Source organism: Flavobacterium olei, assembly GCF_039749035.1.
Taxonomy (GTDB): Bacteria; Bacteroidota; Bacteroidia; order Flavobacteriales; family Flavobacteriaceae; genus Flavobacterium; species Flavobacterium olei.
The window spans coordinates 66,810-83,195 of sequence record NZ_JBDKWC010000008.1 but is presented as its reverse complement, the minus strand read 5'-3'; the positions used below and the strand labels follow the sequence as shown (position 1 = coordinate 83,195).

15 protein-coding genes are annotated in these 16,386 nt (G+C 33.7%); 8 read left to right on the top strand and 7 right to left on the bottom strand.

The annotated features are described in order from the left end of the window. Window positions 1-15 precede the first annotated feature (15 nt). Genes ABEB31_RS19910 through ABEB31_RS19900 form a run of 3 tightly spaced genes read right to left on the bottom strand, consistent with a single transcriptional unit; the run spans window position 16 to window position 3,712 of the window. Window positions 16-1,407, bottom strand: coding sequence for a bifunctional UDP-3-O-[3-hydroxymyristoyl] N-acetylglucosamine deacetylase/3-hydroxyacyl-ACP dehydratase (locus ABEB31_RS19910; protein WP_347053416.1), 1,392 nt, complete (start codon window positions 1,405-1,407; stop codon window positions 16-18). Further along, window positions 1,400-2,443 (bottom strand): UDP-3-O-(3-hydroxymyristoyl)glucosamine N-acyltransferase, encoded by a 1,044-nt coding sequence (gene lpxD / locus ABEB31_RS19905; protein WP_347053415.1) that lies wholly within the window; start codon window positions 2,441-2,443, stop codon window positions 1,400-1,402. The genes ABEB31_RS19910 and lpxD overlap by 8 nt, the downstream gene beginning before the upstream one ends. A gap of 39 nt (window positions 2,444-2,482) precedes the next feature. Beyond that, the gene (locus ABEB31_RS19900; RefSeq protein ID WP_347053414.1) at window positions 2,483-3,712 is read right to left on the bottom strand and encodes an HD domain-containing protein; all 1,230 of its coding nucleotides are present in this window, start codon (window positions 3,710-3,712) and stop codon (window positions 2,483-2,485) included. Between the two features lie 222 nt (window positions 3,713-3,934). On the opposite strand from ABEB31_RS19900, the gene porX reads away from it, so the two are divergent. From porX to ABEB31_RS19880, 4 genes are all read left to right on the top strand, one after another. Next, window positions 3,935-5,488: a T9SS response regulator signal transducer PorX gene (porX, locus tag ABEB31_RS19895; RefSeq protein ID WP_347053413.1), complete on the top strand. Its 1,554-nt coding sequence runs from the start codon at window positions 3,935-3,937 to the stop codon at window positions 5,486-5,488. A gap of 103 nt (window positions 5,489-5,591) precedes the next feature. After that, a complete protein-coding gene (tsaE, locus tag ABEB31_RS19890) occupies window positions 5,592-5,999 on the top strand; it encodes a tRNA (adenosine(37)-N6)-threonylcarbamoyltransferase complex ATPase subunit type 1 TsaE (protein ID WP_347053412.1) in 408 nt (135 codons plus the stop codon). Window positions 6,000-6,123: 124 nt separating this feature from the next. Next, window positions 6,124-7,323, top strand: a complete 1,200-nt coding sequence (locus ABEB31_RS19885) for an alanine dehydrogenase (RefSeq protein ID WP_347053411.1) — start codon at window positions 6,124-6,126, stop codon at window positions 7,321-7,323. 36 nt (window positions 7,324-7,359) lie between these two features. Next, entirely contained in the window at window positions 7,360-7,734 is a 375-nt protein-coding gene (locus ABEB31_RS19880; RefSeq protein ID WP_347053410.1) for a DUF4258 domain-containing protein, read from the top strand. A gap of 212 nt (window positions 7,735-7,946) precedes the next feature. Here ABEB31_RS19880 and ABEB31_RS19875 read toward each other — a convergent pair whose 3' ends face one another. Beyond that, a complete protein-coding gene (locus tag ABEB31_RS19875; protein ID WP_347053409.1) occupies window positions 7,947-8,612 on the bottom strand; it encodes a uracil-DNA glycosylase in 666 nt (221 codons plus the stop codon). A gap of 129 nt (window positions 8,613-8,741) precedes the next feature. Here ABEB31_RS19875 and ABEB31_RS19870 point away from each other — a divergent pair, with 129 nt between their 5' ends. Together ABEB31_RS19870 and ABEB31_RS19865 are read left to right on the top strand one after the other, a co-directional pair. Beyond that, window positions 8,742-10,907: an endonuclease MutS2 gene (locus ABEB31_RS19870; RefSeq protein WP_347053408.1), complete on the top strand. Its 2,166-nt coding sequence runs from the start codon at window positions 8,742-8,744 to the stop codon at window positions 10,905-10,907. A gap of 261 nt (window positions 10,908-11,168) precedes the next feature. Next, entirely contained in the window at window positions 11,169-11,582 is a 414-nt protein-coding gene (locus tag ABEB31_RS19865; protein WP_347053407.1) for a thiol-disulfide oxidoreductase DCC family protein, read from the top strand. A gap of 221 nt (window positions 11,583-11,803) precedes the next feature. On the opposite strand, the gene ettA is transcribed toward ABEB31_RS19865, so the two are convergent. The 3 genes from ettA to holA form a co-directional block, all read right to left on the bottom strand. Continuing rightward, the gene (gene ettA, locus ABEB31_RS19860; protein WP_347053406.1) at window positions 11,804-13,495 is read right to left on the bottom strand and encodes an energy-dependent translational throttle protein EttA; all 1,692 of its coding nucleotides are present in this window, start codon (window positions 13,493-13,495) and stop codon (window positions 11,804-11,806) included. Window positions 13,496-13,553: 58 nt separating this feature from the next. Continuing rightward, window positions 13,554-13,736: a CAL67264 family membrane protein gene (locus tag ABEB31_RS19855; RefSeq protein ID WP_347053405.1), complete on the bottom strand. Its 183-nt coding sequence runs from the start codon at window positions 13,734-13,736 to the stop codon at window positions 13,554-13,556. A 65-nt stretch (window positions 13,737-13,801) separates the two neighbouring features. Next, window positions 13,802-14,806 carry a DNA polymerase III subunit delta gene (gene holA, locus ABEB31_RS19850; protein ID WP_347053404.1) on the bottom strand — a complete coding sequence of 335 codons (1,005 nt, stop codon included), beginning with the start codon at window positions 14,804-14,806 and terminating at the stop codon, window positions 13,802-13,804. 72 nt (window positions 14,807-14,878) lie between these two features. Between holA and ABEB31_RS19845 the strand changes: the two genes are divergently transcribed. Together ABEB31_RS19845 and ABEB31_RS19840 are read left to right on the top strand one after the other, a co-directional pair. Continuing rightward, window positions 14,879-15,331, top strand: coding sequence for a type I restriction enzyme HsdR N-terminal domain-containing protein (locus ABEB31_RS19845; protein ID WP_347053403.1), 453 nt, complete (start codon window positions 14,879-14,881; stop codon window positions 15,329-15,331). A 20-nt stretch (window positions 15,332-15,351) separates the two neighbouring features. Then, the gene (locus ABEB31_RS19840) at window positions 15,352-16,371 is read left to right on the top strand and encodes a glycosyltransferase (RefSeq protein ID WP_347053402.1); all 1,020 of its coding nucleotides are present in this window, start codon (window positions 15,352-15,354) and stop codon (window positions 16,369-16,371) included. Window positions 16,372-16,386: the final 15 nt, after the last annotated feature.

Here is a 16,386-nt window from a genome sequence, read left to right as displayed (position 1 = left end):
AATAAATTTGATAATTTATGATTGTTTTCTTGCTATTTGCGCCATTAATTCGGCCTCAGTAACTAATTTACCATTTGCATAAGCGTTTGCCTGCATGTGACAAATTCCTCTTCTGATTGGAGAAATTAATTCGCATTTAAATATTAAGGTATCTCCCGGAAGTACTTTGTGCTTGAATTTAACATTGTCAATTTTCATAAAGTATGTTAAATAATTTTCAGGATCCGGAACGGTGCTTAAAACCAGAATACCACCTGTTTGCGCCATTGCTTCTACAATTAGAACCCCTGGCATTACCGGAGCTTCAGGAAAATGACCTACGAAGAAATTCTCGTTCATCGTAACATTTTTCAATCCTACTACATGGCGGTCAGACATTTCTATAATTCTGTCAATTAACAAGAATGGTGGTCTGTGAGGCAACATGGCCATAATCTTATGGATATCCATCAAAGGTTCCTGATTCAGATCGTAAGTAGGAACGTGATTTCTCTGCTCGATTTTTATGATCTTAGCCAGTTTCTTAGCAAATTGAGTATTTACAAAATGACCTGGTTTATTGGCAATAATTTTTCCTTGAATTCGAACTCCGATAAGAGATAAATCACCAATAACATCCAGTAATTTGTGTCTTGCAGCTTCGTTTGGATAGTGTAAAGTCAGGTTATCTAAAACACCATTTGGTTTTACAGAAATTTCATCTTTACCAAAAGCTTTCTTTAAATTCTCCATTGTAGACTCAGAGATTTCCTTATCTACATAAACGATTGCATTATTTAAATCTCCTCCTTTAATTAATCCATGTTCCAGTAAAGATTCCAGTTCATGTAAAAAGCTAAACGTTCTTGAGCTTGCAATTTCAGCTTTAAAGTCAGATATGCTTTTTAAAGTAGCATTTTGAGTACCTAAAACTTTTGTTCCAAAATCTACCATTGTAGTTACCTGATACTCGTCGCTTGGCATAACAAGAATTTCACTTCCTGTAGCTTCATCAGTAAAAGAAATAACTTCTTTTACCACGTAAACATTACGGCTGGCGTCTTGTTCTTCGATTCCTGCTTTTTCTATAGCTTCAACAAAATATTTTGATGAACCGTCCATAATAGGAAGTTCAGAGGCATTTAATTCAATAATAATATTATCCAAATCGCAACCAACTACTGCAGCTAAAACGTGTTCCGGAGTTTGAATTTTAACTCCAAGTTTCTCAAGATTTGTTCCTCTTTGAGTATTCACAACGTAATTAGCATCAGCCTCAATGACTGGTTGACCCTGCAGATCAACTCTTACAAAAGTGAAACCATTATTAATAGGAGCAGGTTTAAAAGTCATTGTAACTTCTTTTCCAGTATGTAATCCAACTCCTGTTAGCGAAATTTCATTTTTGATGGTCTTCTGTTTAACCATTATTTCCATTTTTTGGGTTTATTATTTGTTTCTTTATTTCTTCTACTTCGGCAACAATTTTAGGCAGGTTTTTAAAATGAACATACGATTTAATATAATCGTTCAGATTAAAAGATGGACTACCCTGCAAAATCTCTCCGTCTTTTACATTTCTGGTAACTCCAGACTGTGCCTGAACCCTGACATTATTACCAATTGTTAGATGGCCTACAATACCAACTTGCCCTCCAATCATACAGTTTTCTCCAATTTTTGTAGAACCTGCAACACCGGTTTGTGCTGCAATAACGGTATTTTTTCCGATTTCAACATTATGGGCAATCTGAATCTGATTGTCTAATTTTACTCCTTTTCTAATAATGGTAGATCCGAGAGTTGCTCTGTCAATGGTAGTATTAGCTCCAATATCGACATTATCCTCAATAATTACGTTACCGATCTGCGGAACTTTATCATATTCACCTTCTTCATTTGGGGCAAAACCAAAACCATCTGCACCAATAATTACTCCGGAATGTATGATACAATTATCGCCAATTACCGTTTCTGAATAAATTTTTGCACCAGCAAACACACAAACATCATTGCCAATTACCACATTATCACCAATAAAACTGTTTGGATAAATTTTTACATTATTACCTAAAACAACATTCTGTCCAATATAACTGAAACTTCCTAAATACAGATTTTCTCCATGTTTAGTTCCTTCAGACATAAAAGATTGCGGTTCGACGCCGGTTTTATTTAGTTTTACCTGATTATAAAAATGTAAAAGTTTAGAAAATGCTGCATACGCATCTTCTACCTTAATTAGTGTGGTATTTATTTCCTGCTCTGGAATAAAGCTGTCATTAACAATTGTTACTGTCGCTTTTGTAGTATATATATAGTTAATATACTTTGGGTTAGCCAAAAAAGTAAGCGATCCTTCGTCTCCTTCTTCTATTTTAGAAAGCTTAGAAACTTCTGCATTGGGATTACCAACAACTTCTCCTTCTAAAATTCCTGCTATTTGTTCTGCTGTAAATTTCATCGCGACAAAAATATAAAAAATAGATTTTAAATGTTAATTTTAGATAAGTTGTTTTGGAAAACAGATGTAATATTTTGTCACCAATTTAGATAACGATTTCAAATTCAGCTGATCAGACGCTTCAACCACATCTTCAACTGTTCTGTCTTTTTTCAAAATACGAATCGGTTCTGCCTCTTTACTGTACGCCTGATTTTTAATTTTCCCTCTAAAAATGAAATATCCCGCCTCTATTTGTGAAATATGATGCGCTTCTGCAAATTGCTCTTTTAGGGTCTGAGACTCCTCCATCGAAACTTTCTCTGCACTTAATTTTATCTTAAGTAAATCTCTGTTTATGATCATTTTACACAAAGTACTTAAAACAAAATCATCCTGCTTTTGCCACGCTTTTAAAGCACTGATAATATCGAAATCATCCAATTGAGAAAACAAATCCAGATTTTCGGCATCAAAATCATCCAGAGTTATTTTATTATGCATGAAATAAGAAAGAGGCTCACTGCACGGAAGTTCTACTCCCTTTAAAACTAATTCTTTTGCTCTTTTTAAAACCTTCATCAAAATTAATTCAGCAACAAGACTTGTTTTATGCAAATAGGCCTGCCAGTACATTAATCTTCTGGAAAGCAGGAATTTTTCAACAGAATAAATCCCTTTTTCTTCAATAACTAAAACGTCATTTTCTACATTCATCATCTGAATCAATCGTTCAGAATTGACATTTCCTTCTGCAACTCCTGTATAAAAACTATCGCGCTTTAAGTAATCCATTCGGTCCATATCCAATTGACTTGAAATCAATTGCAGCATAAATTTTCTGTGGTATTCTCCTTTAAAGACCTGAATTGCCAGACTTAATCTTCCGTCAAATTCTTCATTTAACTGATTCATAAATAACAGCGAAATGGCTTCATGATGCACATCTTCTACAATACTTTTTTCCATAGCATGAGAAAATGGTCCGTGTCCGATGTCATGAAGTAAAATGGCTATTAATAAGGCACATTCTTCATCATCTGAGATTTGAACTTCTTTAAAACGAAGGGTATCAATTGCTTTTTTCATCAAATGCATACATCCTAAGGCATGATGAAAGCGGGTATGATTGGCGCCGGGATAAACCAAATAAGACAATCCCATTTGGGAAATTCGGCGAAGACGCTGAAAATAAGGGTGCTGAATTAAATCGTAAACCAGCTCGTTTGGAATCGTGATGAATCCATATATAGGATCGTTGAATATTTTTAACTTGTTGATTTGAGTCACTATCTGGTGATTTTTTGATCAACAAATATAAGTAAATAAGTATAAACAGTTTGGTGTTTTTTATTTTAATATGAATTGAATGATTGTTATGATTTTCAATAAAGTACAAATTCAACCTTCATATTTATAAATAAAAACATATCTAAACTTTGGTAATTTTATACTATTTTTAATACTTTTTAAGTTCTATAACTTTAAATTGCAGTAAAATTAAATTGATTTATGGATAAGATAAAAATACTTTGGGTCGATGATGAAATCGATCTTTTAAAGCCTCATATATTGTTTCTAGAAAAAAAGAATTACGAAGTTACTACTTGTAATAATGGTCTTGACGCGATCGCATTATTTGAAGAAGATAATTTTGATATTGTCTTTTTGGATGAGAACATGCCCGGAATGAGCGGTTTAGAAACACTTTCTGAAATGAAAGAGAAAAAATCTGCAATCCCGATGATTATGATTACCAAAAGCGAGGAAGAATATATAATGGAGGAAGCCATTGGTTCTAAAATCGCTGACTATTTAATTAAACCGGTAAATCCGAATCAGATTTTACTTAGCCTAAAGAAAAACCTGGATGATTCCCGACTGATTACCGAAAAAACAACCTTAGATTACCAGAAGGAATTTCGAAAAATTTCCATGGAACTGGCAATGGTTAATTCCTATGAAGACTGGGTGGAACTTTATAAAAAATTAATTTTCTGGGAACTGAAATTAGAAGATATCAACGATACGGCGATGATCGAAATTTTAGAATCTCAGAAAGTAGAAGCAAATTCGCAGTTTGGAAAATATATTGAACGTAATTATGAAGACTGGTTTGAGCCAAAGGCAGAAAAGCCAATTATGTCGAACACACTTTTTAAAGAACTGGTTGTTCCTGAAATTAAAAAGAAAGATAAACCGATTTTGTTTGTTGTAATTGACAACCTTCGTTACGACCAATGGAAATCTTTTGAAACTGTTATCTCTAATTATTATAAACTGGAGAAAGAAGTTCCTTATTATTCTATACTTCCAACTGCCACACAATATGCACGAAATTCTATTTTCTCCGGTCTGATGCCTTTGGAAATGGAAAAAAAACATCCTGAATATTGGAAAAATGATGTAGAAGATGGTGGTAAAAACCTTTATGAAGCCGAGTTTTTATCTGCGCAGTTAAAGCGTTTGGGTTTAAATATAAAGGAAGATTATTTTAAAATCACCAATTATGCCGGCGGTAAAAAACTTGCAGAAAACTTTAAAGCCTTAAAAGGAAACGACTTAGTAACCGTGGTGTACAACTTTGTAGACATGCTTTCGCACGCTAAAACAGAAATGGAAGTAGTAAAAGAGTTAGCTTCAGATGATAAAGCATATCGCTCTTTAACTTTGAGCTGGTTTAAAAATTCTCCTTTGTTAGAAATAATTCAGCAGGCTCAAGTTTTAGGATTCAAGCTAATCTTAACAACAGACCACGGGACAATTAATGTAAAAAACCCATCTAAAGTGGTTGGAGATAAAAATACAAGTCTGAATCTGCGTTACAAAACAGGCCGTAGTTTAACTTACGAACAGAAAGACGTATATGTTATTAAAGAGCCTAAAACCATCGGTTTACCTGCCATAAATATGAGTAGTTCGTTTATTTTTGCTAAAAATGATTTCTTTCTGGCTTACGTAAATAACTATAATCATTATGTGAGTTATTATAAAAATACGTATCAGCACGGCGGAATTTCATTAGAAGAAATGATTATTCCGTTTTTGGTGTTCAATCCTAAATAATATTTCGCCATGAATTTCACGAATTGATACGAGTTATTTTTTAAATAAAAAAGTAAATTTTATTCGTGAAAATTTGTGAAATTCGTGGCAAAAACGCAAACCAATGAATATCGTATTTTCATTAGACCAAATCAGGGAAGCCACTGAGCAGATTTTAGCGCAGAATCCTCATAAAATAATTCTCTTTAACGGAGAAATGGGAGTTGGTAAAACAACTTTAATCAAGCAGTTATGTAAAAGTCTTGGTATTACGGATGCGACCAGCAGCCCCACTTTTTCTTTAGTAAACGAATATCAAATTCCAAATGGCAAAAAAGTTTACCATTTTGATTTTTATCGAATTAAAGAGGAAACAGAGGCTTTAGATATGGGCGTTGATGATTATTTATATTCCGGAAACTGGTGTTTTATTGAATGGTCTGAGAAAATTGAAAGTTTAATTCCTGATGAGCATTCAACAATAAACATTGAATTACGGGATGATGGAAACAGAGAATTAATACTAACGTAAAAGGTTAAAAAGATTTTTATTTACTTAAAAAATAACTTAACATTCCCCTTACAGTATTAGGAGATTTTTTGCACTAATTTTAAAACTTTTTACGTAATTTGTACCCTTAATTTTTGCACAACTCATGTCAATCACGTTAACTCCATTTACAAAACAGCAATTAATACCACAAGAAGAAAAACTTGAGGTTGGTCGTTTTAAAAGAGAACTTTTTATAGGAATACCTAAAGAAACCAGTTATCAGGAACGTCGCATTTGTCTGACTCCTGATGCTGTAAACTCTTTAACATACGCAGGACATCGTGTTATGATTGAGTCCGGTGCCGGAGAAAGTTCGAGTTATACCGACAAGGAATATGCCGATGCGGGTGCCGAAATTACCCAGGACACCAAAAGAGTATTTGGCTGTCCGTTCTTATTAAAAGTAGAACCGCCAACGCTGTCTGAAATCGAAATGATAAATCCGGAAACGGTTATTATCTCTGCTATTCAGTTAAAAACCAAAAAGAAAGCCTACTTCGAAGCTTTGGCACAGAAAAAAATTACTGCATTAGCTTTTGAATATATTAAGGACGAAGACGGGTCATATCCTGCTGTAAAATCACTGAGTGAAATTGCCGGAACAGCTTCTATTTTAATTGCTGCCGAATTAATGATCACAAACGAATTTGGAAAAGGACTTTTATTTGGCAACATAACCGGCGTCCCTCCTACCGAAGTGGTTATTTTAGGAGCAGGAACTGTTGGCGAATTTGCGGCAAAAACCGCAATTGGTCTTGGTGCAAATGTAAAAGTCTTCGATAACTCTATTACAAAACTTCGTCGTTTACAAAATAATTTGAACCAACGCATTTTTACATCAACCATTCAGCAAAAAGGATTATTGAAAGCATTAAGACGTTGTGATGTAGCGATTGGCGCCATGCGTGGAAAAGAACGCTGCCCGATTGTAGTTTCAGAAACAATGGTAGAACATATGAAAAAAGGCGCCGTTATTGTTGATGTCAGCATTGATACGGGCGGTTGTTTTGAAACTTCAGAAGTGACAACCCATGAAAAGCCTACCTTTATTAAAAACAATGTTCTTCATTATTGCGTACCGAATATCCCGTCTCGTTATTCTAAAACTGCTTCATTATCAATTAGTAACATCCTTACGCCTTATCTCCATCAGATAGCCGAAGATGGTGGTATTGAAAGTGCAATACGATGCAATAAAGGTCTTAAAAACGGGATTTATTTATATCATGGAATCTTAACAAATAAAGCTATTGGTGAATGGTTTGATTTGCCGGACAACGATATTAATTTACTTGTATTTTAAAGGAACTTTAATGTACCTTTGCCAAAAAATTATTTCATGAAGTTCGTAAACCGTTTTGCATATTATTTGATTGGTTTGGTAATTGGTTCTTTTATTGTATCAGCCGTTTTTATTGGAAAAGACACGAGATGTAATTATTTTCCGAATGCACGTGTTTTAAATAATCTGAGAACAAAACCTTTTCAATATTCGGAAAAAGCTATCCAGGTTCTAAATGAAAAATGGGTTGATACTGCTGATGTAAAAAATACATTAACTTATGGTGATGTAGATTTTGACCAAAGTAATGTCCCTGTAAAAAGTGGCAAGCTTTATATCATTGAAGGAAAGACGGTTAAAAATCAGGAAATTATCTTAAAAGTTATAAACTACGAAAACAAAGCAGTTTTAGAAGATATTGTAAAGAAATAACTCTTTTTTATTTCTCTCAGATTTGCCAATTAAGCAGATCTATTTGTTCTAAAATTTTCATCATTTCGACCGAAAGGAGAAATCGCATTAGTATTTCCGCCAGATATAAAATCAATCTGTGTAGAATTTCCAGTGCAATCTATCATTAAACCGAAATGGCAAAGTATTCCCTTTGTCACTTTGTTCCTCTAAACCTTTGACCCTAAAAAAAATCACCATTCAATTTCTTTTAAACCTTTAGATTTTAAAAAATCATTGGTTTGACTAAAGTGTTTATTTCCAAACCAAAATCCTCTGTTTGCACTTAAAGGTGATGGATGTCCGGATTTTAAAATATGATGTTTTTTAGCGTCAATCAAAGCGGCTTTCTTTTGCGCAAAACCGCCCCAAAGCAGGAAAACGACATTTTCAGATTCCTCAGATATTTTCTTAATCACCGCATCGGTAAATTTTTCCCAGCCTTTTCCCTGATGACTTCCCGCTTCAGATTGACGAACTGTTAAAGTCGCGTTTAAAAGAAATACACCCTGATCTGCCCAACGTTCTAAGTTTCCTGTTTTCGGCAGTGGTTTATTCAGGTCTGTTTCGACTTCCCTGAAAATATTTTGAAGCGACGGAGGAAAAGGAATTCCGTCATTTACAGAAAAACATAATCCGTTTGCCTGATTAGGTCCGTGATAAGGATCTTGTCCAATGATAACCACTTTCACTTCATCAAAATGACAGTGATCAAAGGCGGCGAAAATCTGATTACCTTTTGGATAACAAATTTTCGTCGTATATTCTGATTTTACAAAATCAATAAGTTCCTTGAAATAGGGTTTTTCGAATTCTTCATTCAAAACCGGTTTCCAGGAAGAATGCATTTTTACGTCCATTATTTTTTTATGCTAATTTCAGAAATAATTAGCTAAAATCATATTAACTAAAGCATAAATTTAGAAAGAGTTATCAATTTCAATCATATTGTTTTTGTACTTTTGTTGTTGCTTTCATAAAGAAATTAAATGATCAGTATCACAGAAAAAACATTACAAGACTTACAATTTCCAACCGTTCTCGAAACCATTTCAGATGGATGCAATACCGATATTGGAAAAGAAAAAGCTTTACAAATAAAACCATTTAGAGACAAGGAAGAACTGATGCAATCATTGATGCAGACGTCTGAATATGTGTCTTCTTTTCAAAATAATAATGCTATTCCTAATCACGGGTTTGATGCTATAACACATGAAATTAAGTTTCTGGCCATTGAGGACAGTTTTCTGGAAGTCGGCAGTTTTAGAAAAATTGCTAATCTTTCTGCAACCACCAACGTCTTATTAAATTTTCTTAAAAAATTTGACGACTATTACCCAAACTTAAATGCAAGGGCTTCGCGCGTCGAATTGACAAAAGACATTATTAATGCAATTGACTCAATTGTAGATAAATATGGTGAAATAAAAGATAACGCTTCTCCTACTCTGTCTGGAATTCGCCAGAATATGAATCTGGTTCGCGGAAAAGTAAACCAAAGTTTTGGTCTGGCTTTAAGTCAATATAACGGACTGGGATATCTGGATGATATCAAGGAAAGCTTTGTACAAAACCGAAGGGTTCTTGCAGTATTAGCCATGTATCGCCGTAAAGTAAAGGGCTCGATTTTAGGCAGTTCCAAGACCGGAAGTATTGCCTATATTGAACCGGAGGCGACATTAAAATATTCCAGAGAATTAGCGAATTTAGAATACGAAGAAAAGGAAGAAATTACGAGAATTTTAAAGAATTTATCCAATATAATTCGTCCGTATTTATCACTATTAATTGAATATCAGGATTTTTTAAGTGACATTGATGTCGTTGCCGGAAAAGCAAAATATGCCAATCGCATAAACGGAATTCTTCCGCATATAACAGAAGAAAGACGTCTTTTCTTTAGAGAAGCCTATCATCCAATTTTGTATCTGAATAACAAACAAAAAAAGGAAATCACACATCCTCAAACAATTGAGCTAAAACAAGAAAACAGAATTATTGTTATTTCAGGTCCGAATGCCGGAGGAAAAACAATCTCCCTTAAAACAGTCGGATTATTACAATTGATGCTGCAGTCAGGGATTTTAATTCCGGTACACGAGAGAAGTGAAACTTTTTTGTTTGACAGAATATTAACGGATATTGGAGATAATCAATCTATTGAAAATCATTTAAGTACTTATTCTTATCGTCTTAAAAACATGAATTACTTTCTTAAAAAATGTAATAGCAAAACCATGTTTTTGATTGATGAGTTTGGAACGGGATCTGATCCTGAACTGGGTGGCGCTCTGGCTGAAATATTTCTGGAAGAATTTTATCATCGTGAGGCGTTTGGAATTATTACAACGCATTATTCCAATTTGAAGATTTTAGCAAATGAACTTCCATATGCAACAAATGCAAATATGATGTTCGACGAAAAATCTCTGGAACCTATGTACAAACTGGCTTTGGGTCAGGCAGGAAGTTCGTTTACATTTGAAGTTGCACAAAAAAATGGAATTCCGTTTGGATTAATTAATCGTGCGAAAAAGAAAATCGAAGTTGGAAAAGTCCGTTTTGATAAAACTATCGCAACGCTGCAAAAAGAGAGATCTAAACTCGAAAAAACTTCCCTTAATTTAAAAGAGGAAGAAACCCGTGCGCGCGAGGAAAGTAAAAAGATGGAAAACATCAATACCAGGATTCAGCAAAAATTAGAGAGTTATCAGGAGTTATACGACAGTAATCAGAAAATAATTTATATCGGACAAAAAATTGATGACATTGCTGAAAAATATTTCAACAATAAAAATAAAAAGGAACTTATTGGTGAATTTTTGAAAATTGTAGAAATTGAAAATTCTAAACGTAAAAAAGCCACTCCAAAAGAAGTAAAAGCAAAAGTTGAAAAACAAAAAGAAATAGTTGCCGAAGTTCAGATTAAAGTTGAAGAAATTCGAAAAGAGAAAAAAGAGAAAAAACTTAAGCCAATTGTAGAAAAACCAAAACCAATTTTAAAAGTTGGTGACAGAGTAAGAATGCAAGACGGAAGATCTGTTGGAAGCATAGATTCGATCGAGAAAAACAAGGCTACGGTTAACTATGGAATTTTTACTTCCAAAGTAAGTTTGGATGAACTGGAGTTAGTAGAAGCTGTAAAAAAATAATTTCTATTGATTTTTTAGTTGTAAAAAACTGCTAAAATAGCCAAAAACTTAAATTAAGCCTTTTAATAAAAGATTTTAAAATTTAGACCAAAGAAGGTTGTTTATTTTTAAAGATCGATTAAATTCAATTTATGAAAGCGAATTTTTATTCATTTATTTTATAGAAATTAAAAATTCGATAGATAAAATTAATATAGAATTTATTCAAAATAAATCTTTAAGATTTTAACCTTTATAAAGTTTCATACGCAAAAATACAAGATGGATAATCTTCCAAAAAATAAAAAAATAATTCTTTTCGACGGAGTTTGTAATCTGTGTGATGCTGCTGTACAATTTATTATTAAACACGACAAAAAGGATGTATTCAGATTTGTTGCTTTACAATCGGATTTAGGAATTTCGATTTGCAAATATCTCGGAATTAGTTTTTCTAAAATGGATAGTATAATTTTATACAATCCCGGAACTGCTTATTTTTATAAATCTTCTGCTGTAATTGAAATTGCAAAAAATTTTGGAGGTTTTTGGAAACTGGTTCTAATATTTAGAATTGTTCCTATTTTTATAAGTGATCGTATTTACGATTATGTTGCAAAAAACAGATATAACTGGTATGGCAAAAAAGAAAGCTGCATGATTCCTACTGCGGAACTGAAAGCGAAGTTTCTTTAAAATTTAAATTCATTTGCACAATATTGTCATTTCGACGAAGGAGAAATCTCCACGAGAAACTCTACAAAGATTGACCTATTGGAACCGCGCTGCTTACGAGGATTTCTCCTTCGTCGAAATGACAAACTAGATTTAAAAAGATATAAAAAAATCCCAAATTCACATCCCGAGACTTCGGGAGGAATTTGGGATTTTTAATTTTTGAAAACTTAATTAAAATATTATCTAATTAATTTTCTGTATTTCAGACGTTTTGGAGTTAAATCTCCGCCAAGACGTTTCTTTTTGTTTTCTTCATAATCAGAGAAACTTCCCTCAAAGAAATAAACTTCTGAATCTCCTTCGAATGCCAGAATGTGAGTACAGATTCTGTCTAAGAACCATCTGTCGTGAGAAATAATTACGGCACAACCGGCAAAATTCTCTAAACCTTCTTCAAGTGCACGAAGTGTATTTACATCAAGGTCATTCGTAGGCTCATCCAGTAAAAGTACATTTCCTTCTTCTTTTAAAGTCATTGCTAAGTGAAGTCTGTTACGTTCTCCGCCAGAAAGTGCTGACACTTTTTTATTTTGCTCACCACCACCAAAATTAAAACGGGATAAATAAGCTCTGGAGTTTACCTGCTTTCCTCCCATCATAATTAATTCCTGACCGTCTGCAAAGTTTTCCCAAATCGATTTATTCGGATCAATATTAGAATGCGACTGATCTACATACGCGATTTTTACAGTTTCTCCAACAGAAAATTCTCCGCTGTCTGTAGCCTGCTCGCCCATAATCATTTTGAAAATGGTAGATTTACCGGCACCGTTTGGTCCGATAATTCCAACAATTCCGGCTTGTGGCAGAGTAAAGTTCAAATTATCATACAATAATTTTTCGCCAAAAGCTTTCGCAACATTTTTAGCTTCGATTACATTTGTACCTAAACGCGGACCATTTGGAATGTAGATCTCCAGATTTTCATCCAGTTGCTTTTGATCTTCGTTTAATAATTTATCGTAATTCTGTAAACGCGCTTTTTGTTTGGTCTGACGTCCTTTTGCTCCCTGGCGAACCCATTCTAACTCGCGCTCTAAAGTTTTTCTGCGTTTAGAAGCCACTTTTTCTTCCTGAGCCATACGGTTTGATTTTTGGTCTAACCAAGAAGAATAGTTTCCTTTCCACGGAATTCCTTCTCCTCTATCCAACTCCAAAATCCAACCAGCAACATTATCAAGGAAATATCTATCGTGCGTTACCGCAATAACAGTTCCTGCATATTGCGCCAAGTGCTGCTCTAACCATAGAACTGACTCAGCATCAAGGTGGTTGGTAGGCTCATCCAGAAGCAATACGTCTGGCTGTTGCAATAACAAACGACATAATGCTACGCGGCGACGCTCTCCTCCGGAAAGGTTTTTAATTGGTGTATCACCTTCCGGCGTACGCAAAGCATCCATTGCGATTTCTAATTTGGTATCGATTTCCCAGGCACCAAGAGCATCAATTTTGTCTTGTAAAGCTGCCTGACGGTCCATCAATTTATCCATTTTATCAGGATCTGAATAATTTTCTTCAAGACCAAATAAATCATTAATCTGATTGTACTCTTCTAAAACTGCCATAGTTTCAGCAGCTCCTTCACGAACAATTTCTATAACTGTTTTAGAATCATCAAGAATTGGTTCCTGTTCTAAATAGCCAACGGTATAACCTGGCTGAAAAACCACATCTCCCTGATAATTCTTATCAACACCTGCAATAATTTTTAAAAGAGAAGATTTTCCTGAACCATTAAGACCCAAAATACCAATTTTAGCTCCATAGAAGAAACTCAAATATATATTTTTAAGTACAGGTTTGTCTGCTCCCTGATAGGTTTTACTCAATTTTTGCATTGAGAAAATTACTTTCTTATCGTCTGACATTCTATTTATTTTTAATTTTAATTATTTATTTTCCTGAATTATCCAATTTAAAAATAGATTAAACCCTGCCTTTTAAAGCATTGAAAACCCATGCATTTGCTAAAAAACCTACTCCCACTGCGCCAAATCCCCATCCCGAAACATCACTATATCTGAAGGCTCCAAGCCCTATAAGCAACAATCCCATAAGTATCATTATAAAAGTAGCCCATCCTAAAACGGTATTTTTATTCATTCCCATAATTGTGTAATTATTTTAAACGTAGTAAAATTTTTAGAAAAGCAAATATCGTGAATTTTAATGGCTTAATTAAATATTTTATAGAGCATTTCTTTTAGCAAATCTGATTGCGGTAAAGCATTGGCTCCTACTCCTTTACTCTTAACATCAATATCTCTCAAAGCACCAACGATCTGACTCACTTTTCTCATCGGATAATTTTTTATAGCCAAATCATATTCCTTTAAGAAAAACGGATTTACACCAATTGCACTTGCCACGTTTTTAGGACTTTTATCTTTAAGCCCATGATATTTTAAAAGCTGCACAAAAAACCCGAAAACTAATCCGGTTGTCATAACCAGTGGATATTCTTTTGGATTGTGGGCAAAATTTTCAGCTATTTTATAAGCCTTTAACTGGTTTCGTTCGCCAATTGCTTTTCTAAGTTCAAAAACATTATAATCTTTACTAAACCCAATATTTTCCTCTATATGCTGCGGTGTAATCATCGTTCCCTGCGGTAAAATAATTTGAAGCTTTTCAAGTTCATTGTTAATTTTACTCAAATCTGTGCCTAGAAATTCGACCAGCATGGCATTTGCTTTTGCATCAATAGTATATTTTTTTCCGGCGAGAATACGTTTAATCCAGTCACCAACCTGGTTTTCATACAATTTTTTACTTTCAAAAACGACTCCCTTTTGAGCCAGTAGTTTGGTCACCTTTTTTCGTTTGTCAAGCGTTTTATATTTATAACAAAAAACCAAAACTGTAGATTCCATAGGATTGTCTGCATAAGACTCAATTTTATCAATTGTTCTGGACAAATCCTGTGCTTCTTTTACAATAACAACCTGGCGATCAGCCATCATAGGGTAACGTTTTGCTGTTGAAACAATATCGTCTACAGATACATCCCTTCCGTACAAAACGGTTTGATTAAAGCCTTTCTCCTCTTCTGCTAAAACATTCTGTTCAATATATTCCGATAATTTATCTATATAATAAGGTTCATCACCCATTAAAAAATAAATTGGCTTTATATTTCCGGCTTTTATATCGTTGACAATTTTAACTACTTCGTCCATTAAAAATTTTTTGTTTCAAGTTTAAAGTTTCAAGTTGTGCTGAATCCTAAAACTATTTTATATTTTTGTTTTATGCTTAAACTCAATTTCCCAGTCTACACTTTCCGATTCAAAAATAGCGAAAATAAAGTGTCTATTTTTGATGAAATCAGGAAAAAATTTATAATTCTTACTCCCGAAGAATGGGTTCGTCAGCACGTTGTTCATTATCTGATGAATGAAAAAAAATACCCCAAATCACTTATTAATGTCGAGAAAGTTTTAACAATCAACGGGTTGCGAAAACGCTACGATGTAGTAGTGTTTAATCCCGATGGTTCAATACATATATTAGTAGAATGCAAAGCACCGGAAGTTAAAATTTCACAGGCAACTTTTGACCAAATTGCCCGTTATAATATGACAATGCAGGCACGGTTTTTGAAAGTTACGAACGGACTAAACCACTTTTATTGTCAGATGGATTTTGAAAACGAGAAATATCAGTTTTTAAAGAGCCTTCCGGATTATAAAGAAAACCATTAAAAACAAATAATTAAGTACTTTTGGATAAGATAGCAGTTGTAATTTTGAATTGGAACGGTGTAAAATTGCTCGAGCAGTTTTTACCGTCTGTTATTCAATTTTCAGAAGGCGCAACAATCTATGTTGCAGATAATGACTCTACAGATAATTCAGTTGAATTTGTTCAACAAAATTTCCCTACCGTAAAAATTGTAAAAAATACCGGAAATCATGGCTTTGCAAAAGGCTACAATGATGCGTTACAGCATATTGATGCAGAAATATATGCCTTGGTAAATTCAGATATTGAAGTGACTGAAAACTGGCTTGGTCCAATCTTGTCCACTTTTGATAATGAAAATCAAACCGCGATCATTCAGCCTAAAATTCTGGATTTTAAAAACAAGCAATACTTTGAATATGCCGGTGCAGCTGGTGGTTTTCTGGATAAATACGGATATCCTTTCTGTCGCGGAAGAATATTTGACACGATAGAAAAAGATAATGGTCAGTATGACGACAACATCGAATTATTTTGGGCGTCCGGAGCTTGTTTTTTTATTAGAAAAACTGTTTTTCACGAATTAGGAGGTTTTGATGAAAGCTTTTTTGCACACCAGGAAGAAATAGATTTATGCTGGCGTGCATCTAACGAGGGACATATTATTAAATACAATTATCAGTCTGTTGTTTATCATGTTGGAGGTGCGACATTAGAACAGGGAAATCCGAAAAAAACATATCTGAATTTTAGAAATTCACTTTTAATGCTGGTAAAAAACCTGCCGAAGAGAGGATTATTTTTCGTGATTTTTTTCAGAATGATTTTAGACGGAATTGCCGGTATTCGTTTTTTTACACAAGGTAAATTCGGACATGCTTTTGCGATTTTAAAAGCACATTTGTCCTTTTATTGTCTATCTTTAAATTATTTGAAGAAACGAAAAGATTTTCAGATACAGCAATACTATACGGTAAAAAGCATCGTTTTCCTTTATTATATAAGTAAAATGACCATATTTAAAGAAATCTTTAACAGTATTCAAAATATTAAAAACTAAATTTGTAATCAAGTC